This is a genomic window from Corallococcus caeni, from assembly GCF_036245865.1.
Classification (GTDB): Bacteria; Myxococcota; Myxococcia; order Myxococcales; family Myxococcaceae; genus Corallococcus; species Corallococcus caeni.
Map to the genome: position 1 here is coordinate 854,440 of NZ_BTTW01000002.1, position 24,358 is coordinate 878,797.

18 protein-coding genes and 3 riboswitches are annotated in these 24,358 nt (G+C 72.3%); of the genes, 13 read left to right on the plus strand and 5 right to left on the minus strand.

Going from position 1 to position 24,358, the window contains the following annotated elements; all coding sequences use genetic code 11:
• Nucleotides 1-69: 69 nt before the first annotated feature.
• Entirely contained in the window at nt 70-1,053 is a 984-nt protein-coding gene (locus AABA78_RS11640) for an aldo/keto reductase (protein ID WP_338263033.1), read from the minus strand.
• Nucleotides 1,054-1,112: 59 nt separating this feature from the next.
• Here AABA78_RS11640 and AABA78_RS11645 point away from each other — a divergent pair, with 59 nt between their 5' ends.
• The 10 genes from AABA78_RS11645 to AABA78_RS11690 all read left to right on the plus strand — a co-directional run bounded on the left by AABA78_RS11645 (nt 1,113) and on the right by AABA78_RS11690 (nt 16,675).
• A complete protein-coding gene (locus AABA78_RS11645; RefSeq protein WP_338263034.1) occupies nt 1,113-1,712 on the plus strand; it encodes a TetR/AcrR family transcriptional regulator in 600 nt (199 codons plus the stop codon).
• A 20-nt stretch (nt 1,713-1,732) separates the two neighbouring features.
• A riboswitch (cobalamin riboswitch) is annotated at nt 1,733-1,973 on the plus strand.
• A 49-nt stretch (nt 1,974-2,022) separates the two neighbouring features.
• A complete protein-coding gene (locus AABA78_RS11650) occupies nt 2,023-4,011 on the plus strand; it encodes a TonB-dependent receptor plug domain-containing protein (protein ID WP_338263035.1) in 1,989 nt (662 codons plus the stop codon).
• On the plus strand, nt 3,992-5,599 hold the full coding sequence (locus AABA78_RS11655) for an MXAN_6577-like cysteine-rich protein (protein ID WP_338263036.1): 1,608 nt from the start codon (nt 3,992-3,994) through the stop codon (nt 5,597-5,599). Before AABA78_RS11650 ends, AABA78_RS11655 begins: the two co-directional genes overlap by 20 nt.
• Nucleotides 5,600-5,631: 32 nt before the next feature.
• A riboswitch (cobalamin riboswitch) is annotated at nt 5,632-5,855 on the plus strand.
• 156 nt (nt 5,856-6,011) lie between these two features.
• Nucleotides 6,012-7,505, plus strand: coding sequence for a hypothetical protein (locus AABA78_RS11660; protein ID WP_338263037.1), 1,494 nt, complete (start codon nt 6,012-6,014; stop codon nt 7,503-7,505).
• Between the two features lie 8 nt (nt 7,506-7,513).
• Nucleotides 7,514-8,188: a cell surface protein gene (locus AABA78_RS11665; RefSeq protein WP_338263038.1), complete on the plus strand. Its 675-nt coding sequence runs from the start codon at nt 7,514-7,516 to the stop codon at nt 8,186-8,188.
• Between the two features lie 144 nt (nt 8,189-8,332).
• Nucleotides 8,333-8,662, plus strand: a complete 330-nt coding sequence (locus AABA78_RS11670) for a hypothetical protein (RefSeq protein WP_338263039.1) — start codon at nt 8,333-8,335, stop codon at nt 8,660-8,662.
• Nucleotides 8,663-8,681: 19 nt separating this feature from the next.
• A riboswitch (cobalamin riboswitch) is annotated at nt 8,682-8,841 on the plus strand.
• Nucleotides 8,842-9,012: 171 nt separating this feature from the next.
• Nucleotides 9,013-10,353, plus strand: a complete 1,341-nt coding sequence (locus AABA78_RS11675) for a hypothetical protein (protein WP_338263041.1) — start codon at nt 9,013-9,015, stop codon at nt 10,351-10,353.
• The gene (locus tag AABA78_RS11680) at nt 10,353-11,111 is read left to right on the plus strand and encodes a cell surface protein (RefSeq protein ID WP_338263042.1); all 759 of its coding nucleotides are present in this window, start codon (nt 10,353-10,355) and stop codon (nt 11,109-11,111) included. Before AABA78_RS11675 ends, AABA78_RS11680 begins: the two co-directional genes overlap by 1 nt.
• A 205-nt stretch (nt 11,112-11,316) precedes the next feature.
• Entirely contained in the window at nt 11,317-13,011 is a 1,695-nt protein-coding gene (locus AABA78_RS11685; RefSeq protein ID WP_338263592.1) for an adenylate/guanylate cyclase domain-containing protein, read from the plus strand.
• A gap of 178 nt (nt 13,012-13,189) precedes the next feature.
• On the plus strand, nt 13,190-16,675 hold the full coding sequence (locus AABA78_RS11690) for a serine/threonine-protein kinase (RefSeq protein WP_370469459.1): 3,486 nt from the start codon (nt 13,190-13,192) through the stop codon (nt 16,673-16,675).
• 34 nt (nt 16,676-16,709) lie between these two features.
• On the opposite strand, the gene AABA78_RS11695 is transcribed toward AABA78_RS11690, so the two are convergent.
• On the minus strand, nt 16,710-17,192 hold the full coding sequence (locus AABA78_RS11695) for a hypothetical protein (RefSeq protein ID WP_338263044.1): 483 nt from the start codon (nt 17,190-17,192) through the stop codon (nt 16,710-16,712).
• Nucleotides 17,193-17,396: 204 nt separating this feature from the next.
• Between AABA78_RS11695 and AABA78_RS11700 the strand changes: the two genes are divergently transcribed.
• Entirely contained in the window at nt 17,397-19,622 is a 2,226-nt protein-coding gene (locus AABA78_RS11700) for a spermidine synthase (RefSeq protein ID WP_338263045.1), read from the plus strand.
• Between the two features lie 15 nt (nt 19,623-19,637).
• Here the strand turns inward: AABA78_RS11700 and AABA78_RS11705 are convergent, their stop codons facing one another.
• The 3 genes from AABA78_RS11705 to AABA78_RS11715 form a co-directional block, all read right to left on the minus strand.
• The gene (locus tag AABA78_RS11705) at nt 19,638-20,408 is read right to left on the minus strand and encodes a YoaK family protein (RefSeq protein ID WP_338263046.1); all 771 of its coding nucleotides are present in this window, start codon (nt 20,406-20,408) and stop codon (nt 19,638-19,640) included.
• A gap of 105 nt (nt 20,409-20,513) precedes the next feature.
• Nucleotides 20,514-20,864, minus strand: coding sequence for a histidine triad nucleotide-binding protein (locus AABA78_RS11710; protein WP_338263047.1), 351 nt, complete (start codon nt 20,862-20,864; stop codon nt 20,514-20,516).
• Nucleotides 20,865-20,926: 62 nt separating this feature from the next.
• Nucleotides 20,927-22,513, minus strand: a complete 1,587-nt coding sequence (locus tag AABA78_RS11715; RefSeq protein WP_338263048.1) for a glycosyltransferase family protein — start codon at nt 22,511-22,513, stop codon at nt 20,927-20,929.
• Nucleotides 22,514-22,522: 9 nt separating this feature from the next.
• On the opposite strand from AABA78_RS11715, the gene hprK reads away from it, so the two are divergent.
• Together hprK and rapZ are read left to right on the plus strand one after the other, a co-directional pair.
• The gene (hprK, locus tag AABA78_RS11720) at nt 22,523-23,488 is read left to right on the plus strand and encodes an HPr(Ser) kinase/phosphatase (protein ID WP_338263049.1); all 966 of its coding nucleotides are present in this window, start codon (nt 22,523-22,525) and stop codon (nt 23,486-23,488) included.
• Nucleotides 23,485-24,348 (plus strand): RNase adapter RapZ, encoded by an 864-nt coding sequence (rapZ, locus tag AABA78_RS11725; protein ID WP_338263050.1) that lies wholly within the window; start codon nt 23,485-23,487, stop codon nt 24,346-24,348. Before hprK ends, rapZ begins: the two co-directional genes overlap by 4 nt.
• The last annotated feature ends 10 nt before the right edge of the window (nt 24,349-24,358 follow it).

Here is a 24,358-nt window from a genome sequence, read left to right on the forward strand (position 1 = left end):
CCAGGCCGGGCCTTCAAGAGGGAAGCCGGTGCGAGTCCTGGGCGGTCTGGCCGTCATCCGGAAAGAGTCTCAGCGCTCGCTGTCGAGCAGCTTCATCTGCTGCTCGGGGTAGCGGGTGCCGGCGATCGCCTCCTTGGGGAGGATGGCCTCGACGGCGGCCACGTCGTCGGACGACAGGGGCTTGTCGAGCGCGCCGAGCACGTCGAGCAGCTGTTTGCGCGTGCGTGCGCCGACCACGGGCACGAGCGCCGGTTGCTTCGCCAGCACCCACGCCACGGAGAGCTGCGCGGGCGTCATCCCGCGCTCCGCGGCGTATGCGTGGAAACGCGCGACGGCCGCTGCGTTGCGTTGGCCCGCCTCGCCACCAAAGCGGGGGTAGTGCAGGCGGACACCTTCCGCCTTCGCTCCCGTCAGCAGGCCGCGGGAGAGCACGCCGTACAGGGTCGCGCTCATGCCAAGCTCGGCGAGCGTGGGGAAGAGGGTCTTCTCCGGCTCGCGCGTGATGAGCGCGTACTCGATTTGAAGGTCGCTCAAGGGGTGCACCTTCGCCGCGCGGCGGATCGTCTCGGCACCCACCTCGGAGAGCCCGATGTTCCGCACGTAGCCGCCCTTCACCAACTCGGCGATCGCGCCCACTGTGTCTTCGATCGGCACGTTCGGGTCCAGCCGGGCGGGGCGATAGACGTCGAGGTAGTCGACGCCGAGCCGCCGCAAGCTGTACGTGACGAAGTTCTTCACCGCCGAGGGGCGCCCGTCGAAGCCCACGAAGGCGCCGTCCGGCCCCCGCATGGCTCCGAACTTCACCGAGAGCTGCACCTTGTCGCGCTGGCCCTCGATGGCGCGGCGAATGAGCAGTTCGTTGTGCCCGCTGGCGTAGAAGTCGGCGGTATCGAGCAGCGTCACGCCGCGCTCGATGGCCTCGCGGAGGGTGGCGACACTCTCGTTCTCATCGGACGGTCCGTACGCTCCGGACATGCCCATGCAGCCGAGGGCAATGGGAAACACCTGCGGGCCTGTCCTACCGAGTTGCGTCGTGCGGTGGGTGGGAGTCATGGCTTCCTCTCGTCCAACGGCTGGGCTATACGGAACATTGTTCCGGTCTGAATGGAGATATGCGGAACGTTGTTCCGTTTGTCAAGGCGATGAAGAAAACCAACAGAGCGGATGCCCAGCGCAACCTCGACGCGCTGCTCGAGGCGGCGAAGGCCGTGTTCGCCGAATCCGGAGTCGACGCGCCGGTACGCGAGATCGCGAGTCGCGCGGGCGTCGGCATCGCGACGGTGTATCGGCACTTTCCCCAGCGGGCTGATCTGATCGCCGCCGTGTACCGGCGCGAAATCGACGCATGCGCGGCCGAGGCCCAGGTGCTGGCACGCGAGCATGAGCCGTTCGAAGCGCTGACGCGGTGGCTTCATCGATTCACGAGCCTGATCGCCACCAAGCGAGGGCTTGCCGCGTCGCTCAATGCCCAGGATCCGGCGTATCAGGCGGTGCCGGCGTATTTCCGGGAGCACCTGGAGCCTGCGCTCCAGTCGCTGCTCGGCGCGGCGGCCGCGGCGGGTCAGGTGCGCAAGGACGTCGACGCGTACGAACTCCTGCGGGGCATAGGGAGTCTCTGCATTCCTGTCTCGGAGGTCGGCCCGGGCTACACCCGGAGAATGGTCGACCTGCTCATCGACGGACTGCGCTACGGCGCACGGCCCGCGCCTTGACGGGCCTGGGGTGACCTCCTAGAAGGGCCGGGCCCTTGGGTGCCCATGCCGGGCCTTCAAGAGGGAAGCCGGTGCGAGTCCGGCGCGGTCCCGCCACTGTGAACGGGTTGCCCTGAGGTCCAGGGCCGGAAGCCTCGGCTGTCACCACTTTCGCGTCAGCGGATGCGAAGGGAAGGTGGAGGGTTCCTTCCAGAAGGGCGCAGCGTGCGCCCACGTCTGGAGCCTGTCAGCCAGGAGACCTGCCCAGGGGTGCGGCAGCGGTGCTGCCGTCAAGCCTTCTCTCTTCGACGGAGGGAGCGGAAGGCGGAGCATGTGGCGCTCGCTTCTCGCCCGGACCGTCGTCGGTCTGGTGCTCAGCTTCCAGGGACGGGCCCAGGCCGGGCACGAGCCTCCTGCGCCCGACGAGCCGCCCCTCCCTGAGTTCGTCCTCCCCACCGTGGAGGTCATCGGCAAGGACGTCCCCGGGACTCCCGTCGACTCCGCCCAACGCCGTGACCCCACCGGCGCCATCACCGTCATCGACGCCCGTGAGCGCGCGGGGGAAGCACGCGACACGGCGGAGCTGCTCGGCGGATCCGCGAGCCTCGTGGTGCAGGACTCCGGCGGCTACGGCCAGAGCAAGAGCCTCGTGGTGCGCGGCGCGTCGTCCAATGGCGTGCTCGTGTTCCTGGATGGCATTCCGCTCAACGGCGCGGGCGGCGTCGCGGACCTGTCGCTCATCCCCGTCGCGCTGCTGGAGCGCATGGAGATCCTCCGCGGCGCGGCCGGAGCCCGCTACGGCGCGGGCGGGCTGGGCGGCGCGGTCAACCTCGTCACCCGCGCGCCTTCGTCGCGGCTGCTCTCCAGCGGCGAGGTCACCTACGGCAGCTTCGAGACCGTGATGGCCCACGTCGCCGCGTCGGGCGCGCTGCTCGACGGCCAGGCGCTGGTGCTGCTGCACGGTGGCCGCTCGCAGGGGGACTACAGCTACCGCGTCGACGAGCTGCCCGCGTTGGACGACAACCCGCTCACGCAGGAGGTGCGCACCCGCAATGACGCTCGTGGTGGCGGCGCGCTCCTGAAGTACCGGCACGGCCTGGACGGTGGCGGACGCGTGGACGTGCTGGCGGAGCTGTCCCTGGAGGACCGCGCGCTCGCGGGCACCGTGCAGAACCCCACCGTGTCCCGCCGCCAGGACCAGACGCGCCTGTCATTGGGCGCTCGCTGGGGACGGCCCTTCGGCGACACGGGCGAGGGCAGTGCTCGAGGCTTCTTCCGCCGCGACTGGCTGGACGTCACCGGCGGCACCACCGGCGTGGACTCCGGCGCGCAGCACTACACCGTGGGCGGCGTGGAGGTGGAGGGCCGCGCGGTGCTGGGACGCAACGCGCTCGCGGTCACGCTGGCTGGGTCTTCGGAGTCGGTCACGCAGGCGGTGGGTGGCCAGGCCGCGTCGTGGTGGCGCGCGAGCGTCATGGCCATGGACGAGCTGTCCCTGTTCTCCGAGCACCTGAAGCTGGTGCCTTCGCTGCGCGTGGAGCGCGTGGGGCACTACTCGCTCCTGTCGCCCAAGCTGGGCGCGAGCGTGGACCTGGGCCACGGCTTCGGCGTGCGCGCGAACGCGGGCCAGTCCCACCGCGCACCGTCGTTCCTGGAGCTCTACATCCGTCAGGGCCTGCTGCTCCCCAACCCGGAGCTCAAGCCCGAGCGCGCCCTGTCCGTGGACGCCGCGGCCCTGTGGCGCAACGACGTGTGGAGCGTCACCGCGGGCGGCTTCGCGGCGGTGTACGAGAACCTCATCGCCTACGAGCTTTACCCGCCCAACCTGGCCAGGCCCTACAACTTCGCCGCCGCTCGCGTGTGGGGCGCGGAGATGGAGGTGGAGGTCCGTCCTCGCGCGTGGCTCACCGCCACCAGCAGCCATGCGTGGACCCGCACGCAGAACCGCTACGGCGACCCTCGCTACTTCGGGAAGGAGCTGCCGTACCGGCCGCGTCACAAGTGGGTGGGGCGGCTGCGCGTGGGACCGGACTGGCTCAACGGTCGCACGGAGGTGCTCGTCCAGTCCGCGCAGTTGATCAACCGCGTCGGTGAGGCGCGCCTGTCCCTGCCTTCGCGCACCTGGGTGAGCGTGGGGGCCTCCAGCACCTTCCTGCACAAGCCCGACCTCACCGTGTCGTTCGACGTGAAGAACCTGCTCGATGCGCGGACCGCCGACTACACCGGCATGCCGCTGCCCGGCCGCGCCGCCTACGTCACGCTCTCCGTGGCGCTCGACCCTTCTCCCCCCGAGGCCTCCCATGTCGCGTCCCCTCCTTGATGCGCGGCTCGCGCTGCTGCTGTCGGTCCTGGCGGCGGTGGTCCTCACCGGCTGTCCGGAGGAGAAGGTCCTGTGCACGTCCGGCCTGAATGTCTGCGGCGCGGAATGCGTGGACCTCCAGGGCGACCCTTCGAACTGCGGCGCGTGTGGCGCGGCCTGCGGGGCAGGGGAGACGTGTCAGGCGGGCGTGTGTGGCTGCCAGCCGGGCACGGACGTCTGTGGTGATGCGTGCGTCGCGCTCGCGAGTGATGCGCTGAATTGTGGCGCTTGCGGCGCCGCGTGTCCTTCCGGCCAGGTGTGTGAGTCCGGCACCTGCCGCGAGGGCTGCTCCGCCGGTGCCGAGCGGTGCGGGGACAGCTGCGTCGTCCTCACGAATGATCCGCTCAACTGCGGCGCTTGCGGCGCGGTGTGCCCGGACGTGCAGTCCTGCCACGCGGGCCGGTGCATGTATGACGTGGTGACGGCCTGCTTCACCAACGGGCAGCTCGTCGGCATCCAGGCGGGGACGGACCGGATGGGGCCCCGGCGGCAGTTCGGCTCGGGCGTGCAGGCGCTGGCGGCGTGGGATGGCGTAGTGCTGGCGGCGGACGCGGCGCGCTCCGTGTTGTCGCAGGCTCCGGCGGGTGCGCTGGGGACGATGGTGGAAGAGGACTCGCTGGGCGCGGTGGCCGCTTCGCCCAATGACATCCTCGTGGCCCCTCCGTATGTGTATGTCCTCGACTCGGTGAACAACACGCTCCAGGTGCTCAAGCGGGAAGGGGCCGCGCAGGGCGGTGGGCTGGGATTGCGCACGGTGGGGCAGGTGAACCTGGGCGCGAACACCAGCCCGCAGGTCCTCACGAAGCGCGGCGACACGCTCTACATCCCGCTGTTCGGCACGGCCGGCTCCGACTTCCGGCAGGGCAATGCCGTGGCTCGCGTCAACGTGAGCGACCCGGAGCACCCCCGGCTCGTGGACACCGTCGCGCTCACCGGCCTGGACCTGAAGTCCTTCGACGGCGGGACGACGATGGCGCTGCCGTACGCGGCGGTGTCGGTGGACGCGGGAGTGTACGTGGCGCTCACCAACCTGAACCCCGCGAATGACTACCTGCCCAATGGCCCCGGGATGCTCGCGCGCATCGACCCGGCGGATGGCGGGGTGAAGGCCATCGACCTGGGCGCGAAGGACTGCCTCAACGCGGGCGACGTGCAGGCCGTGGGCGACCAGCTGGTGGTGAGCTGCCTGGGCGAGGCGGTGTTCGACACCGCGGGCGGCTACCGCGCGAAGGCCGTGCGCGCCACGGGGCTGGTGCTGGTGAAGGATGACAAGCCCGTGTCGTCGTATGCGCTGTCGCCGGGCTGCACCGGGGGGCCGGAGAACGGCTGTGACCTCGCGGTGGGCGGGCGGCTCGCGGTGGTGGGCAATGCCGTGTACGTCACGGACGTGAACGCGGGCCGCGTGTTCGTGGTGGAGGTGCGCGACGGCCGGCTCGTCGAGCGGCGCGGCAACTCCACGCCGGAGGCGAAGGGCCCCGCGCTGGATGCATGTCCGGTGGATGCTCGGCGCGGGGTGTCCAACGCCATCGACATCACCGCAGTGCCTTGAAGCGTTGCATTGACAAGCCTTGCCGTCCGCCATACTCCAGCGCGCGTCGTTGGTACGCCGCATCCGCACGATGTGGCGTTTAAAGGGAACCCGGTGTGAATCCGGGACTGCCCCGCAGCGGTGAGCAGGAACGAACGCCGTCCTCGCAAGCACTGGCCCTTCATTGGGCTGGGAAGCGACGGCCAGTAGGTGGGTGACCCGATGAGGGCTTCCCGCGCCTGTGAGTCCGAAGACCTGCCACGACCCATGCCCCCGGGCATGGCCAGACCGGAGCCTCCGAGGGGAGGTGACGGAGGTCTTCCGCTCGCGCGGCGTGTCGTGTCCTGACGTGTCCCTCGTTCGCGGTCCGCTCTCCGTCCATGCCCCTTGGATTCACCTCGCCCGTGGGGGCGATGCAAGGGAGCAGTCGCGGATGAAGACAGAGCGGATGATGACGGGGCGGGGACTCCAGGGCTTCGCGTGGGTGCTGACGACCCTCGCGATGGCGCTGGGCAGCACCGGTTGCGGCGATGCGTGCGTCGATGATTTCGACTGCCGCGACCAGGGCACCCCCGCCGAGGGACAGCGCTACGCCTGCGTCGAGAACCGTTGCGAGCTGACGTCCAACCCCGTGCCTGATGCGGGCACCGGGAGCGATGCCGGCACGAGCACGGACGCGGGGACGACGACCGACGCGGGCTCGACGGTGGATGCGGGAACAGACGCGGGCACGAGCACGGATGCGGGGACGACCACCGACGCAGGCACTGGCACCGACGCGGGCACGGGCGGTGATGCAGGCACGGCGGCGGACGCGGGCACTGGCACCGATGCAGGTACATCCACCGACGCCGGTTCAGACACGGATGCAGGCACGGACACGGATGCAGGCACGGACACCGACGCCGGAACGGATCCGTGCGCGAGCGCCACGTACGACCCGAAGCTGGGCACGCTCCAGCTCCAGACGGGCTTCGTGGCGGGTGAGTCCGCGCCGCTGCCCGGGGCCGCGGGTCCGGTGGGCGTGACTCCTGGCCCCACGTATTCGCTCTACACGGTGGTGTCGGAGGGCTACGTCGGCCCGCATGCGCTGTACTCACTGGGCACGTGGCCCCAGGTGTCGCTGGGCGCGACGCCGCTGTTCGACGTGGCCGCTCCCTCCGACCGGGGCCCCTCCGCCGCGCTCTTCCTCAGCCCCTTCGTGGAGACGGATGGCCAGCGCGTCCTCACCGGCTACACGAAGTCCGGCGGGGGCTTCCCCGGCTCCGTGGGCGTGTATGACAGCGCCGCGCCGTCCGCTCCCACCTACGTCTCCGCCCCGAGCAACTTCTCCGCGGGCGTCGTGCCGGGCGCGTTCCTCGTCAACGGCGGCGGGCTCGGCACGGTGTCTGCCGGCCTGGGCATCTACGCGCTGAAGACGGACACGTTTACCGCGCTGAAGGTGGGCACGCTGCCTCCGGAGACGGGCGGCAGTGGCTTCACCGCCGTGTCCACCAACGGCGTCGCGATGCTCGGCTACTTCTCCGACGAGACCTTCCTCAACGAGGGCCGCGCGGTAGGCCCCGCGACCATCGCCCAGGCGCTCACCTCCGGCACGCCGTTCGACGTGGCGGCCGCGCCCGCGCTCGACGTGGGCTCCAACTTCGTCGCCGCCTCCGGCCACGGCGAGGGCGTGTCGGTGCTTCGCGGCGACTACGTTCCTCCGAACTACAACTTCGCCGGCACGGACATCTCGCGCTTCGCCTTCACCGTGACGGATGCCGGAGCGACCGTGACCATCGGCGCCCGTCAGCCGGTCCTCGTCTACGTGGACCAGTGCACGAGCGTGACCGGGCTGACCTCCCTCGGCACGGACCTGCTCGTCGGCGTGGATGACAAGAACGGCACGCGCCTGGTGCGCATCCAGCAGGCCCCGCAGGCCCGGTGAGGACGCCCATGACGACCTTTCTTCAGAAGTCGTTCGCGCTGGGCTTCACCGCGCTGCTGGCCGTGGCGTGCGGTGGCGAGGACTGGCAGGACTCCGCCCGGGGACAGCCACTCGTAGGCGATGCGTTCGCGGACCGCATCGTGTCCTTCTCGCCGGGCACCGGCGCCGGGTTCGGCCAGGCCCAGTTGCCGGGCATCGTGCTGGGCGCTCCGCAAGGGGCCGGCGCGGGGTCTGGCTCGCTGGACGTGCTGTCGCTCGGGTTCAACGGCGTCATCGTCCTGGAGTTCACCGACATCGCGGTGACGGACGGGCCGGGCGTGGACCTGCTCGTCTTCGAGAACGCGTTCATCAAGCCCAGCGGCAATCCGTTCGCGGAGACGGGCGTGGTGGCCGTCAGCGACGACGGCGTCAGCTGGCACGAGTTCCCGTGCGCGTCCTCGGACGCGGCGAACAACTACCCGGGCTGCGCGGGCGTCACGCCCGTGTACTCGAGCTCCGCCAATGGCAGCTCGCCCACCGACCCGGCCGTGGCGGGCGGGGACGGCTTCGACCTGGCGGACGTGGGCCTCACCCGCGCCCGCTTCGTGCGCATCCGCGACTCCGGCGCCAACGGCTACGCGGGCACCAGCGGCGGCTTCGACCTGGATGCCGTCGCCGTGGTGAACGGCGTGCAGTTGCCGTAGTCGCGCCGCGAGCACCGGGGCCGTTCTCCAGCGGACGGTCCCGGCGGTCTCGCGCGCCCATACGGTGTGTCCGGGCCGCGCGAGGCTTCCGGGGTGGGGGTTGCGGCATTACATGCGCGCTGTCCCTCCCCCGGATGTGCCTCCATGAACCGTCGTCTCGCTTCCCTCCTCGTGCTGCTGGGCGTCCTGCTCGGCGCGGCCGCCACCTTCCTCGTGCCTTCGGCGGTCTGGGCCCAGACGTCGCGCACCCGGGCCGCGCCACCGAAGGAAGCGCCTCCGCCTCCGCCCGCGCCTCCGCCGGCACCCGCGTACGAGTACACCTTCCTCAAGCGCGAGGGCCCGGACGAGGACCTCGTGGAGCTCCAGCGCCTGGGCGGGGAGGGCTGGCGGGTGGTGTCCACCGTCGTCGTGGATGGCAGCACGCGGCGCTACGTGCTGATGCGTGACCGACGCGCGGAGCCCGCGCCGCATTGACTTTGCCTCGGGGCCGCCATAGTCCCGCCCCGTCATCGATGTCTTCACGCCATGGGGCGTGAGGGCTTCCAGGGAACCCGGTGTGAGTCCGGGACTGCCCCGCAGCGGTGAGCAGGAGCGGCGTTCACACGAACCCCGTTCCCGCGAGTCCGAAGACCTGGCGATGATCCGGTGTCCTCCCCACGGAGGACCTGGCGACAGACCGGAACCTCCGCGGGGAGCTGACGGCGAAGGCAGGCCTCCAGGGCGCGACATGCGCCTGGGGGTCCGGTGCCTCGCGTCCGTGCCGCCCTCCGCCAGGGGAATGCCTTCTTCCGCCAGCGTGCGGGAAGGCCAGGAGCGAGGACGCGATGCGGACCGACATGAAGCGGATGGGCACGAAGGGCCAGCGCGCGGCGCTGATGGGCGCCCTGCTGGCGGTGGTGCTGGGCGGCACGGGCTGCGGCGAGGAGTGCGTGGACGCCTTCGACTGCCGCGACAAGGGCACGCCCCCGGAGGGCCAGGTCTGGTCCTGCGTCGAGCAGAAGTGCACCCAGGTCACCATCTCCCTCGGGGAGGATGACGCGGGCACCGATGCCGGCACCGGCACGGACGCGGGCACCGGCAACGACGGTGGCACCGGGACGGATGCGGGCACGGACGGTGGCACCGGCACGGACGGTGGCACCGGCACGGACGGCGGCACGGCCTCTTGCGGCCCGCTGCCTCGCGAGTCGGTGCTGGGCACGCTCCAGCTCCAGACGGGCTTCAGCGTCGGGGAGTCCGCGCCCCTGTCCACGGAGGTGATCGCGGTGGTGTCCACGCCCGGTCCCACGTACTCGCTCTTCGGGCTGCGCCAGACGGCCACGGGCCGCGACGTCTTCTCGCTGGGCACCTGGCCGGACGTGATGCTGGGAAGCTCGGCGCTCGACACGGTGCTGGCGCCCGCGGACCGCTCCAACGCGGCCGGCACCTTCCCGTCCTACTTCCTGGCCCATGACGGCACGCGCCTGCTCGCGGGCTACACGAAGAGCGGCTTCCCCGCCCCGGGCTCCGTCGCGGTGGTGGATGCGGCCGCGCGAGCCGCGACGGACTACCTCAACGCGCCGGACAACTACACCGCCGTGGGCACCACGGACGCGTTCTTCATCAATGGCGGCGGCCTGGACACGGTGTCGGAGGGCAAGGGCATCTACGCGCTGGTGACCTCCGCCAAGCCCTACGCCGCGGTGAAGGTGGTGGACTTCCCGGCGCAGGTGGGCGCCAGCGGCTTCTCCGCCATCGCGAGCAACAACATCACGGTGTTCGGCTACGCGCTGCCGGACACGTACGTGAACGTGGCCTACGCCGTGGCCTACGCGAAGCTGGGCGAGGCGCTGGCCTCGCGCACGCCGGTGGTGCTCACGGACGAGCCGAAGGTGGACGTGGGCACGGACTTCAACGCCGCCGCGGGCTTCGGCAACGGCGTGGCGATGGCGCGCGGCGCCTACGGTGCCTCCTTCAACTTCGAGGTCACCGACGTGTCGCGCTTCTCGCTCACCCCGGGCCTGGGCGGTGGCCAGCCCATCAGCGTGGGCACCCGCGAGCCGGTGCTCACCGCCACGGACGCGTGCACGAGCGTGAACCTGCTGTCGTCGCTGGGCTCGGACCTGCTCGTGGGCGTGACGGACGTCAACGGCCGCCGCCTCGTGCGCATCCGGCAGGGCCAGTGATGAAGCGCCCGCTGCTCGCGCTCGGCGCGCTGCTGGCCCTGGGCGCGTGCACGGGCGACTCCGAACCCGTCCCCATGCCTGATGGTGAAGTCCTGGACGCCGGCACCGCGGATGCCGGCGTCCCCGACGCGGGGACGGAGGCCGACGCGGGGACGGACGCCGACGCGGGCTCGCGGCCGGTGGATCCGTTCGCGGACCGGGTGACGGCGTATCACTTCGGCGACTCGGCCGGCTTCGGGCAGGACCGCTTCCCGGACGTCGTGCTAGGGCCTCCGGTGGGGGCGGGCCAGTACACGGGCTCGCTCGACGTGCTGTCGCTGGGACGCGAAGGCTCCATCACCCTGGAGTTCACCGACCTGCTCGCGGTGGACGGTCCGGGCGTGGACCTGCTCGTGTTCGAGAACGCCTTCCAGAAGGTGGGCGGCGACATCTTCGCGGAGCCGGCCCGCGTGGCCGTCAGCGACGACGGCCTCACGTGGTTCGACTTCCCCTGCGCCGCCACCGACAAGGACGGGGGCTTCCCGGGCTGTGCCGGGACGCATCCGGTGCACTCGACCCCGGACAACGGCGTGTCCCCCACCGACCCGGCCGCGGCGGGCGGGGACGGCTTCGACCTGGCGGACGTGGGCCTCGCCCGCGCCCGCTTCGTGCGCCTCACCGACACGGGGCTCAACAGCTACGGCGGCACGTCCGGCGGCTTCGACCTGGACGCGCTGGCCGTGGTGAACGGGCAGCTGGCGGACGGCGGTGTGCCGTGAGCCACACCCTGCGCGTGGGGAACGCCCGCTTCATCCACCGCCCCAGGTGAAGTCCGACCCGGGCCCGGCTCCCGTACGAGGCCGGGCCCCCCGGGTATGACGCGACGCGGGAGGGCTTCCGGGGCCTCGGCCGGACGCCCGCATTCCAGGGGAAAGCGTCTCGGACTCTCGGAAGATTGGGAGGTCGTGTAATGTCGTGCGCCCGATGTGGCAGATCATCATCAACGGGCCCGGCTACTTCGACACGTCGTACGACCTGCCCGAGGGCGTCACCAGCCTCGGCCGTGCGGACGAGAACGACATCGTGCTGGGCGGTGACCTCGTGTCGCGCCGGCACGCGCGCCTCTATGTCGAGGGCGATGCGCTGCGCATCGAGGACCTGGGCAGCCGCAACGGCAGCCGGGTGAACGGCGCGCCCTTGCAGGGCAGCAAGCACCTGAACGCGGGCGACACCGTGACGCTGGGGGAGAACACCCTCGCGGTGCGCCAGCCGCACACGGTGGAGAACGCCGCCACGGAGATGATGGACCTGGGCGCGGGCGGCGTCGTGCGCTTCGGGCACGGCACGGACGTGGGCCCAGCAGTGCTGATGGCCAAGAACGTCAAGGACGCGGACGTGCTGCGCCTGCTGGACAACGTGGGGCCGCTGCCGTTCGACGACGCGTTCTCCGGCCCCTCGCCCGTGCCCGCGGGCTCCGCCGTCGCCAGCCCGCGCGTGTCGTACGAGACGCTGGTGCTGCTGGTGCACGCCGCGGAGGCGCTGGCCACCGCGCGCACGCTGACCGCGTTCCTGGAGTCCGCGATGGACCGGCTCCTGGAGCGCACCGACGCCACGACGGCGGTGGTGCTGCTCAAGCACGCCACCGGGCCGCTGGTGCCCGCGGCGGTGCGCCACCGGGGACGGCTGGCCAAGGGTGAAGTGCCCGTGTCGGACGCCATCGTGGACGAGGCCCTGCGCCAGGGCCGCGCGCTCGCGGTGGGCGACGTGAAGGACGACCGCCGCTTCGCCGGACGCGAGAGCGTCATCATGTACGGCGTGAACCGGGTGCTGTGCATCCCCGTCGGCACCGAGCCGCCCTTCGCGGGCGTGCTCTACGTCAACGTCCCCGGCGAGGGCGACACCAGCCTGGAGCTGATGCTGGATGCGTGCACCGCGGTGGCCCACCTGGTGGCCAGCGGCGTGCAGCGCTTCGCCGTGCGCGACGGCTCCAGCACGGACCGGCTGCGGCGCAACCTGGAGCGCTTCCACTCGCCGGAGGTGGCCGAGCGCCGCTCCGCCGAGGCCCAGCGCACCGGCGGCAAGCTGCCGGGCCTGGAGGAGAAGAACCTCACCGTGCTGCACGCGGAGCTGGCGGACTTCGGCGCGGTGATTGGCCGGCTGGGCGCGGCGCGGGCCACGCAGCTGCTCAACGACTTCCACGCGCGCATGAGCGGCATCGTCTTCAGCTTCGAGGCCACCGTCGAAGGCTTCATGGGCGAGTCCATGCGCGCGCTGTTCGGCGTGCCCTACGCCAAGGGCGACGACGCGGTCCGCGCGGTGCGCGCGGCGCTGGCCCTGCGCGCGGACTGGGAGCGCGGCATGGCCCGCCGGCCCCAGGACGAGCGCTGCGACCTGCGAATCGCGCTGCACTCCACCAAGGCGCTGGTGGGGATGATCGGCACCGAGGCGCGCACGGAGTACAGCGCCGTGGGAGAGGGCATGGGGGTGGCCGGCTGGCTGGCCTCCACTGCGGCCCCCGGTCAGGTGCTGATGACGGGCAAGCTGCTGGCGGCCACCGGGGCGCGCTTCGACGTCATGCCGCTGGGGGAGCGGGTGGTGCGGCCTCCCCGCGACAAGGTGGCGGTTTTCGAGGTGATTGAAGAGGACATGGGCATGCTGACCAACCCCGGTATCCGGTGAGGCGGCCGGCGCGGCCGGTTGACGGGTTGAAGCGGGAGCCCTGCCCGGGGTTCAATGCGCTTTCCGTGGTGGACCCCCGCACCGCATGAACTCTTCGACCCAGCCCGCCCGATTGCGTCCCTTCCGGCCGCAGCCCTTCGGCCGGTACACGCTCCTGTCGCACCTGGCCACCGGCGGCATGGGGGAGATCTACCTCGCCCGCCTGGAGGGCGCGCAGGGCTTCGAGAAGCTGTGCGTCATCAAGAAGATCCTCCCGCAGTTCGCGGAGGACCAGGACTTCGTCGACCGCTTCGTCGGTGAGGCGCGCACGCTGGTGCGGCTGGGGCACGGCTCCATCGCGCAGGTGCTGGACATGGGCGTGCACGAGGGCGAGGCCTACATGGCCCTCGAGTACGTGGACGGCAAGGACCTGCGCAAGGTGGCCGCGCGCGTGAGGGACCGGCAGACGCCGCTGCCGCTCACGTTCGTGCTCTACGTGATGGGCCGGGTGCTGGACGCGCTCGCGTACGCGCACAGGAAGCGGGACGAGGACGAGAAGGAGCTGAAGCTCGTCCACCGGGACATCTCCCCGCAGAACATCCTCATCTCCTACGAAGGGGAGGTGAAGGTCATCGACTTCGGCCTGGCCAAGAGCCGGCTGTCGGCGGCGAAGACGAACCCCAGCATCATCCTGGGCAAGTTCCTCTACATGTCGCCCGAGCAGGCCCGGCACCAGCCGGTGGACCGCCGCAGCGACCTGTACGCGGTGGGCCTGTGCCTCTACGAGCTCATCTCCGGCAAGAACCCCTTCGACGCGCTACCGCCGGGCGAGCTGATGTCCGCGGTGGCGAACCCGAAGGTGGCGCCGCTCGGTGAGGTGGAGCCGCTGACGCCGCCGGCGGTGTCGCAGCTGGTGGCGAAGGCGCTGGCGGTGGAGCCGGCCCAGCGCTTCCAGACGGCGGAGGACTTCCGGGTGCGCCTGCAGGCGTGCCTGATGGAGATCGACACCAGCGCGGGCCCGGAGAGCGTCAGCCGCTTCATGCGCGACCTGTTCTCCTCGGACTACCAGTCCGAGCGCCGCCTGCTGGCGTCCCTGCGCGAGGTGTCGCGCGACATGCGCGCCAGCGGCACGTACGAGTCGCTGGGCGCCGCGCCGCGCCCGACGATGCAGGTGCCCACGCTGCCGGCGAAGACCATCCGCCTGGATGGGCCGGTGGAGCCGCTGTCCTTCCACCCCACGCCCCGCAGCCGCGAGGACGGCGGTGGCGCGCGCGACGACGGGGAGACGCGCCCCGGCGTGATGGTGGACGAGTCCACCCGCCCCGCGTTCCCGGTGGAGGCGCTGGAGGAGGCGGCCCGCGCGAAGATGCGGCCCAGCCCCGCGTCGTCGGAGCCGTCGCTCACGGTGGAGGTCCGCCAGGACGCGATGGAGCGGCCCACCATCCTCGAGGGCCTGCCGGCCATCCGGCTTCCTTCGGACCGCCCGGTGGAGGCGGAGGTCCTGGCCCCGCCGCCCGGCGAGCCCACCGCGCCCCGGGCGGAAGCGCTGCCCTCGGCGGAGGCGCCAGGGGAGCCCACCGCGCCGCGCGCCACGTCGCTGCCGTACTCCGACCCCGGGCTGGCGTCGCGCGACGCGCCCGTGGTGCCGGACGTGCCGGTGTCGCGGCCGTTCGCGGACGCGGGCCGGGGGGCGTCGCTGCCCTTCTCGGATTCAGTGGGGCCTCGGGGCGTGCCGCCTGTCGCGGAGCCCCGGTCGTTCGCGCCGCCGCCTCCGCCCATGGCGGCGATTCCAGCCGTGCGGCCGGCGGATGGACCCGTGCCCGTCGTGCCGGCGGATGCGTCCCGGCCGGTGTCGCCTCCTCCGATGCCGTCCTTCGACTCCGGGGCGGGGCGGTTCGAGGCGTCGGGTGAGTCACTGCCGTTCATGGAGCCGCCGCCTCCGCCGGACGGCCCGTTCCTCGATGACGAGGGGCTCCCCGAGAGCGACTACCCGTGGCCGGAGCCCATCCCCGAGGGAGGCCGGGCCGAGCTTCGCGCCGCCGAGGTCCGCATCCCGGAGGGGCAGCGTCCCACCGCCGCGATGCCGTCGGTGCCGTCTTCGCGCCCCGGTGTGACGACGCCGTCGAATGGCAGCCGTCCCGCGCCGCCGTCCGCGTTCGACGCGGCCCTCACCCCGGAGCCCCTGCCGAGCTTCGAGCCGGTGCGCGCGTCGGAGTCCGCTCGCGGCTTCGATACGCCCCGCGCCGCTGAACCCGCGCGTGCCGCCGAGCCGCGCATCCCGGAAGGCCAGCGCCCCACCGCCGCGATGCCGTCGGTGCCGTCTTCGCGCCCCGGTGTGACGACGCCGTCGAATGGCAACCGGCCGCTGCCGGCCTACGCCGCGCCCACCATCCAGGTGCCCTCCATCCAGTCCGGGGCCTCGCGCTCCACCGACTTCGATGAGGAGCCGCTGGTGGGCTCCGAGCCGCTCGACCCGGGTCCCGCTCCCCGGCCCACGATGCAGGACACGCGGCCGTCGGAGGAGCTGGTCTCGGTGGATCCGCGCGCCCTGGAGGTGGACTCCAGCGTGCCGTACATCTCCGCGGATCCGGACGACGTCCTGTCCGCGCGCGAGGGCGACGCGGACACGCACCCGCGCATCCCCATGCCCCGCGCCCCGCGCCGCGAGGAGCCCCAGCCCCGCGTGATGCTGGACGAGGCCGCGCTGCGCGAGCCTTCCTCATCCTCCAGCAAGCGCGAGCCCGACACCGGTCCGGCCCGGGGCCGCACGGGGTCTCGCCGCGCCGTGCGCGGTTCGTCGCCTGGCACGCCGCCTGCGCGCTCCAGCACCGCGTCGAGCATGCGCGCCGTGGCTCCCGCCCGCGCCCCCGCGCCCGCCGTGGATCCGGACGAGTCCTCCACCTCGCGCTCGTCGCGCGACGACTCGACCCGGCGCAAGGCGATGCCCGTGCGGCCGGAGGCCTCGGAGCCGCCCCGTGCCGCGCGGCGTGAGCCCGCGCCGGTGCGCAAGGGCGGCGCGCTGCGCTCCGTGCTGGTGTTCACGCTGCTGCTGGTCGTGGCGCTGTCCATCGTGGGCGCGGGGCTCTACTTCGTCCCCGAGCTGCGCGTGGCCGTGGGCCTGGAGCAGTCGCGGACGTCGAAGCCGCCTCCGCCCACGCCGGTGCGTCCGTCCACTCCCGCCGCGGCCCAGAACACGCCGCCCGCCAAGGAGGTGGCCGCGACGCAGGCTGAGGCCACGCCGCCGCCCGCCAGGGAGGAGGCCGCGACGCAGGCCGAGGCCACGCCGCCGCCCGCCGAGCCCGCTCCGGCCGTGGCTCCCGCCGTGGCTCCGACGCTGAACTCGGATGACCTGCTCGCTCCGGATGAGCCGACGGAGGCGGCCGCCGCTCCCACTCCCGCGGCGAAGAAGGCGGTCCCGTCACGCCCGGGCAAGCGCCCCGCCCCGGTCCGCGCCCCCGCCAAGGAGGGCGGTGCGACCACGGAGCTGGAGCGGGAATGGGCGGCGACGAAGGCCCTCTTCCTGACGCTCGAGAGCAATCACGGCTGCGGCGCCATGGGGCTGACCTGCAACGTCTACGGGACGATGGTGGAGGACTTCAACCAGGGCGGCAGCAAGACGCCGACCCTCAAGCAGGTGAAGCTCCTGCACCAGCAGCTCCGGGACGTGAAGCGCCGTCAGGAGTAGCGCCCCCGAAAGGGCGCTCCCCACGCGGTCGCGCCTAACGCCGCGTGCCCGCGTCGCGCGTCGTGCCCGCGTCCATCATCCCCGTGCCCGCGTCGCGCGTCGTGCCCGCGTCCATCATCCCCGTGCCCGCGTCGCGGCCGGAGCCGCCGGTGCCCTCCGAGGACGCCGTGCCCTGGTAGCTCTCCGCGAGCCCCGTCCCCAGCTCCCGGTTGCCGCCGGTCTGCTGGCCGGAGCGGTTCGCGGCCTCGCCCTCCATGCTGTTGGGGGCCGAGGTGCCGCCACCCAGCGCGGCCTTGCTGTCGCTGTTGTAGGGCTTGCCGCCGCCCTCGTTGGAGGGATGGCCCAGGTTGCTGCCAGCCGGCTCACCGGCCGGCGCCGGCTGGGAGCGGTGCTGGAGCTGAACGGGGTCCTGGAACCCCTGGGGGCCTCTCGAGGACTGTTCGCTGTTGCAGCCCCAGGCTCCGAAGGCACCACCCACCAGCAGTCCCAGCCCCACCGCGCGCTTGAAGCCCTTCATGGTTTCCCCCTCTGGCGCGAGCACCTCCGCGCCTGTCCGTCCCGGAAGTTAGGGCCGACGCTTCCCGGGGCCACCCACCCCAGCAGCTGCCTGCCTGCTCGCCCGCCGGGCTCCAGGACGTGCCCGTGTTGACAAGACTGTCGTCCAGGCGGGAAACACGGAGCGCGCGGGATTCCTACGCCGTGCGTCTCCCCCCGAGGTCGCATGGTTCGCTACGCCCTCGCCATCTTCACCAGCGCCTTCCTGCTCTTTGGCGTCCAGCCTCTGGCGGGCCGCTACGCGCTGCCGTGGTACGGCGGCACGCCCGCGGTGTGGACGGCGTGCATGCTGTTCTTCCAGGCCGTGCTGCTCGCGGGCTACGCCTACGCGCACGCGGTGGCGTCCCGGCTGCGCCCGCGCGCGCAGGCCTTCCTGCACCTGGGCCTGCTGGTGGTGGCGCTGGGCGCGCTCGTGGCGCGGGCCTCGTGGACGGGCTCGCCGCTGGCGCCGGGGGACGGCTGGCGCCCGGTGGATGATCACCTGCCCGTGCTCCGGCTGATGCGGATGCTGGCCGCCACGCTGGGCCTGCCCTTCTTCGTGCTCAGCACCACCGGCCCGCTGCTCCAGTCGTGGTTCGCCCGCGCGCGGCCGGAGCGCTCGCCGTACGTGCTCTACGCGCTCTCCAACGCGGGCTCGCTGCTGGCGCTCCTGGGCTACCCGTTCCTCGTGGAGCCCTGGGTGGGCCGGAGCGCGCAGGCGTGGGGCTGGGCCGCGGGCTTCGTCCTCTTCGTCCTCTGCGTCCTGGCCTGCGCTCGCGACCTGCTGCGCCGCGCGCCAGCGGCCAACGCCCCCGACGCCGCCCCGAACCCCCTCGGGGCCTCCGCCGGGGCTCTTTCCGAGGCTCCCGAAGAAGCGCCGCGCCCGGGCGTGGGCCGCACGCTGACGTGGCTGGCGCTGAGCACGTGCGCGTCGGTGCTGCTGCTGGCCACGACGAACAAGCTGTCCCAGGACGTGGCGGCGGGCCCTTTCCTGTGGGTGATGCCGCTCGCCGTGTACCTGGTCACCTTCATCCTGGCCTTCTCGCGCGAGTCCCTCTACGCGCGCACGCCGTACTCGGTGGCGCTCATCGCCTCCGTGGTGCTGGTGACGTACGCGCACAAGGAGGGCCCCGCGCTGGGCCTGGGGTGGCAGGTGCTCTTCCACGCGTCCGCCCTCTTCACGGGCGCCATGGTGTGCCACGGCGAGCTGTACCGGCGCCGCCCGGCCCCGCGCTACCTGAGCGCCTTCTACCTCTGGGTGTCCGTGGGCGGCGTGCTGGGCGGCGTGTTCGTCAACCTGGTGGCGCCCGCCCTCTTCAACACCTACTGGGAGCACCCGCTGGCCCTGGCCGCGTGCTGCGCGGTGGCCTTCGCGGGGCTGATGCGCCGGCCGAAGGAGGAGACGGTGGTGGTGCGCACGCAGCGCCTGCTGCGCGGGGCGATGCTGGTGGGCGTGGCAATGCACCTGCCGCTGCTCGTCGCCTCGGACCAGGCTCGCGTGCGCTTCGCCGCGCGCAACTTCTTCGGCGTGGTGCGCGTGCTGGAGCTGTCTCCGGAGGACCCGAAGCAGCACCAGTTCGCCCTGCGCCACGGCGCCATCACGCACGGCTGGCAGTACATCCGCCCGGAGCGCCGCAACCTCCCTTCCGCGTATTACACGCCGGACAGCGGCCTGGGGCTCGCGCTCACGGAGCAGCGCCGGTGGCGCCAGGCCCAGGGGCTGCCCACCGGCCTGCACGTGGGCATGCTGGGGCTGGGCGTGGGCAACAGCGCCGCGCTCCTGGTGGCCGGGGACGACGTGCGCTTCTACGAAATCAACCCCGTCATCATCGACCTCGCGCGGGGGAAGGGCGGCTTCTTCAGCACGCTGACGGACACGCCCGCGCGCGTGGAGGTCGTCGAGGGCGACGCGCGCATCTCGCTGGAGCGGGAGCTGGAGCACGGCTCGCGGAAGTTCGACGTGCTGGCGCTGGACGTCTTCAGCTCGGATGCCATCCCGGTGCACCTGCTGACGCGCGAGGCGGTGGCGCTCTACCTCCAGCACCTGGCGCCGCACGGGGTGCTGGCGCTGCACATCAGCAACCAGCACCTGGACCTGGTGCCCATCAGCCTGGCGCACGCGCGGGCCTCCGGCCTGGCCGCGGCGCTCGTCACGGTGGACAGTCAGGGCGACACGGTGTCGAGCTCGTGGATGCTGCTGAGTCCGGAGCCGGAGTTCTTCTGGGGCGCCACCTTCAACGGGAGCCGCGCGCACGTGCGCCGGCTGGGGCTGCGCGGCGAGCCCGCCTACGTCTGGACGGACGAGCGCAGCAGTGTGCTCCAGGCCCTGCGCCCCAGGGCCCAGGGCCGCGCCGCGGCGGACCCGAACGTCATGGACGCGCCCGCGCCGGTGGCCCGGCCCTCGGCGCCCTGACGCACGCGGCGCGCGTCAGTGGCCCGGCGCGGCGGGGGACGCCGCGGGCTTGATGTTCATCCGCACGTCCAGCGCGGCCAGCACGCCCAGCACCGCGCACGGCAGCAGCAGCGTCACCGCCCCGTGGCGCAGGAACAGGTACGGGCCCAGCGCGGAGCCCGCGAGGAACGCCAGCGCCAGCCCCAGGTGCAGCCGCGTGCGCTCGAACTGCACGGCGGAGGGCAGGTCCCTCACGCGGCGCCACAGCCCTGGCGCGCCTTCTCCCCGGACGCCGTCGCGCACCCACGCCAGCATCTGCACCAGCTGGATGCCGATGTCCGTGAGCAGCCCCGTCACGTGCGTGGTGCGCACCACCGCGCCGGACACCCGTGTGACGAGCGCGTTCTGCAGCCCCATGGCGAAGGCGATGCCCCAGAGCAGCGCCGGCGCGCGCGTGCCCGGCATGGACGCCATGCCCAGGCCCACGCCGCCCAGCACGAGCGCCTCCACCAGCAGCGCGGCCACGTGCCGTCCTCGCGTGCGGTGCCGGGAGGCGTCCAGCAGCCCCGTCGCGCAGAAGGCCCCGGCGACGAACAGCCCCATCAGCTGCGCGGGCAGCCGCGCCGTGTCCCAGCGGCCCTGGGCCAGGGACTCGCCCAGCGTGGCCATGTTGCCGGACATGTGGGACGCGTGCGCGCCCAGCGCCACGAACCCCACGGCGTTGACCGCGCCGGCCACGGAGGACAGCAGCACGGCGAGGCGGGAGTAGGCACGGCGGGACTGGGGCGACGACTGGGCACTGAACATGACGGGCGGGCCCGCCCGGGAAGAGGGGCGGGCCACGCGCCCGGGAACGCTAGCACCGGGCGCCCCGGGCGTGGGCACCGCCCAGGGGCGGACGGCGGGGAACGGCTAGCCCGGCGGCCAGTGCAGGGGGCGGCCCGCGAGCAGGTGCAGGTGGATGTGGAACACCGTCTGGCCCGCGTCGCGCTGGGTGTTCATCACCACCCGGTAGCCCGTGTCCGCGAAGCCCCGCTCGCGCGCCAGCTTCGCCGCGCCGATGTAGAGGCTGCCCACCACCTCCCGGTCCTCCGCCGTGAGGTCGTTCACCGTGGGGATGTGCCTGCGCGGGATGAACAGCACGTGGGTGGGGGCCTGGGGGTTGATGTCCTCGAAGGCCAGGCAGTCCTCGTCCTGGTAGACGACCTTCGCCGGGATGAGGCCATCGCGAATCTTGCAGAAGAGGCAGTCGGATTCGGGCATGGCCCTGGCTTACCAACCCCCCGGTGGAGCAGGAAGGGCCTTCTGGCCCCGGACTGTCCCCCTCAGGGCAGTCGCCACGAATAGCCGGGGTCCGGCGTGCAGCCCGCGATGGGCAGCTTCACCAGCACCCGCGAGCCCTCCCGGGCCACCGCCGTCCCCGCGCCCTCGTAGCCCGCCAGGGTGACGACGTGGCTGAAGCGGTTGGAGCCCCGGCCGGGGCCGTTGTGGGGATACAGCGGCACCTTCCGGTGGAAGTAGCTGTAGCCCCCCGTCCACGCCTGGTGGACCGTCTCCACCTTCAGGCCGCACACGTCGTCGCGCCTTCCCGCGGCCTCCAGCAGCCGGTTGACCGGACCCTGGTCGTCCCACGCGCTGTCCTGGGGGCGCACGCGTTCGTACTGGCCCAGCTCGCCGAAGGTGAGCGCCCCCGCGTTGGCGCCGGACAGCAGCGCCGCCGCCACCACCGCCACCGTGGCGGTGGCCCGCGCGGGGAAGCCGCGAAGCACGCGCAGCACCGAGTCCAGCCCCACGCCCGCCAGCGCCGCCAGCAGGGGCAGCACCGGCACCAGGAAGCGCAGCTCCTTGTGCGGCTGGTACGCGTGCAGCAGCACGAAGACCGCCGTCAGGAAGGCCAGGCCCCGCGCCCGGGGCAGCGCCAGCAGGGCCAGCGCGCCCACCAGCACGGACAGGCCCGGCATCGCCCGGCGCAGGATGCGCGGGTAGTAGTCGAAGGCCTCCGTGCCCCACTGGGCTGCCTTGCCCTGCACCAGGTTGAAGTCCAGGTACACGATGGCGGAGTGGAACCACCGGCCCCAGGTGAGCTTGTCCAGCAGGCCGAAGGCGAACGCCCACCCGGACAGCACCGCCAGCGCCACGCCCGCCTGACGCCACTGGCGCCGCGCCAGGAGCACCGCCAGCAGCCCCACGCAGAAGACGCCGTTCTGCAGCCGCAGCAGCACCGCCAGCCCCAGCAGGGACGCCCCCGTCACCAGGGCCCGCCGGGACGCGGAGGCCGGCAGCGCCAGGGCCAGGCCCAGCGCCACCGGCAGCACGGAGGCGTTCTCGCTCATGGCCCGGGGGGCGAAGTACAGGGGCACCGACGCCAGCGCGAACAGCGCCGCCCCGGCGGAGGCCGCCAGGGTGGAGGCCCCGGACGCGCGGGACAGCCGCCACGTGGCCCACGCCGTCGCCGTGCCCACCAGGGCGAAGAAGGCCTTCACGAGCCCCAGGTAGCCCGCCGGGTCCGTCAGCCCCACCAGCCGCCCCAGCCCCAGCAGCCCCGCCACCAGCGCCGGCAGGGCCCAGTTCCGGGCCCCCTCCACGAACTCCCAGGCGACCAGGCCGTAGCCGTAGACCAGGCGGTGGGCGGGCTCCAGGCTCTGGTAGACCTCGTCCGGCCAGTAGATGCCGTCGTCGTGCAGCGCCCAGTACAGGCGGAAGGCCGCGCCCAGGACGAGCACCCCTCCCAACAGCAGCAGGCCCAGCCGGCGCTCGAACGGAGCTTCGGGGGCGGCTTCGGTAGGAGCCCCGGCTTCCGTTGGGACTCCGACCAGCGCTCCGGACCGGGGCTCGGCGGCGGCTGTAGGGGAGGCGGGGGGGACGGCGGACACGGTGCGGTTCACCTCCGGAGGCCGGTGGGTGATATCCACGTCCTGACGATGAAATCCATTCGCATCTCCCAGCTCCTCGAGGACCAGGGCCACGACCTGCGGCTGACCCTGATGGCGGGCACCCAGGGGCTGAAGCGCACGGTGGACTCCTCGCGCATCCAGAAGCCCGGGCTGGCGCTGGCGGGCTTCACCGAGCACCTCCACCCGCACCGCGTCCAGGTCTTCGGCAACACCGAAATCTCCTACCTGGCCACCCTGCCGGAGGACGCGCAGCGCGCCTCGCTGGCCAAGCTCTTCGGCGAGGAGGACCTGGCCTGCGTCGTGGTCACCAAGGCGCTGGACGTGCCGCGCGCGCTGGTGGACGCCTGCGAGGCGGCGGGCCTGGCGCTGATGAAGACGCCGCTGCTCTCCAGCGAGTTCATCCAGCGGGTGCAGAGCTTCCTGGAGGACGCGCTCACGGAGTCCAGCAGCCTGCACGGCGTGCTGATGGACGTCTTCGGCGTGGGCATCCTGCTGCTGGGCAAGAGCGGCATCGGCAAGAGTGAAATCGCCCTGGACCTGGTGATGCGGGGCCACCGGCTGGTGGCGGACGACATCGTGGACGTCACCCGGCGCAAGGGGGCCGTCTACGGCGCGGGCAACCCGGTCATCAAGCACCACATGGAGATCCGCGGCCTGGGCATCATCAACATCAAGGACCTCTTCGGAGTGTCCGCCGTCCGGGAGCAGAAGAAGATTGAGCTTGTGATCGAGCTGCAGGAGTGGGATCCGCACCAGGAGTACGACCGCCTGGGCGTGGAGGACAAGCACCTGCAGATCGTCGGCGTGGACATCCCCTTGTCGGTCGTGCCGGTGCGTCCTGGACGCAACATGGCCACCATCGTGGAGGTGGCCGCGCGCAACCAACTGTTGAAGCTTCAGGGCCACCATTCGGCGCGAGAGTTCGCCGAGCGACTCAATCGAGCCATCGCCCAGGGGGCGATGCGCCGCACCTTGGGAGAAGAGGTCGAGTGACCGCCCCCGCGAAGCAGATCATCGTCATCACCGGCATGTCAGGTTCCGGAAAGTCCACCGCCATCCGGGCGCTGGAGGACGCCGGGTTCTTCTGCATCGACAACCTGCCGGTGCTCCTCTTGCCCAAGCTCACGGAGCTGGCCGGTGGCGGCAACATCGAGCGCATGGCGCTGGTGATGGACGCGCGTGAGGGCGTCTTCCTCAAGGACGCGCCGCGCGTGCTGGACGAGGTCCGCCGCGCGGGCCACCAGGTGGACGTGCTCTTCCTGGACGCCAGCGACGACAGCCTCATGCGCCGCTTCAGCGAGACGCGCCGCCGCCACCCGCTGGCCCCGGACGGCACGGTGGCGGAGGGCATCCACCTGGAGCGCGAGGCGCTCAAGGACCTGCGCGAGCTGGCGGACCAGGTCATCGACTCGTCGGCGCTCAACGTGCACGACCTGAAGCGCATGGTGCAGGGGCGCTTCAGCCCGGAGCCCACGACGGGCCCCAGCCTGTCCATCATGTCCTTCGGCTACCGGTACGGCGTGCCGCCGCAGGCGGACCTCGTGTTCGACGTGCGCTTCCTGCCGAACCCGTACTTCGTGCCGGAGCTCAAGGGGCTCACGGGCAAGAACCCGAAGGTGTCCGGGTACGTGCTGGAGCGGGAGGAGACGCAAGCGTTCCTGGACAAGGTCGTGGACCTCTGCCGCTTCCTGTTCCCCCGCTACCAGAAGGAGGGGAAGGCGTACCTCACGGTGGCGCTGGGGTGCACGGGCGGCAAGCACCGCTCCGTGGCGCTGGCGGCGGAGATGGTGCGCCGGCTGTCCACGGACTACGGCCGCGTGCAGCTGTGGGACCGGGACATCGAGAAGGAGTAGCCCCCCTCCG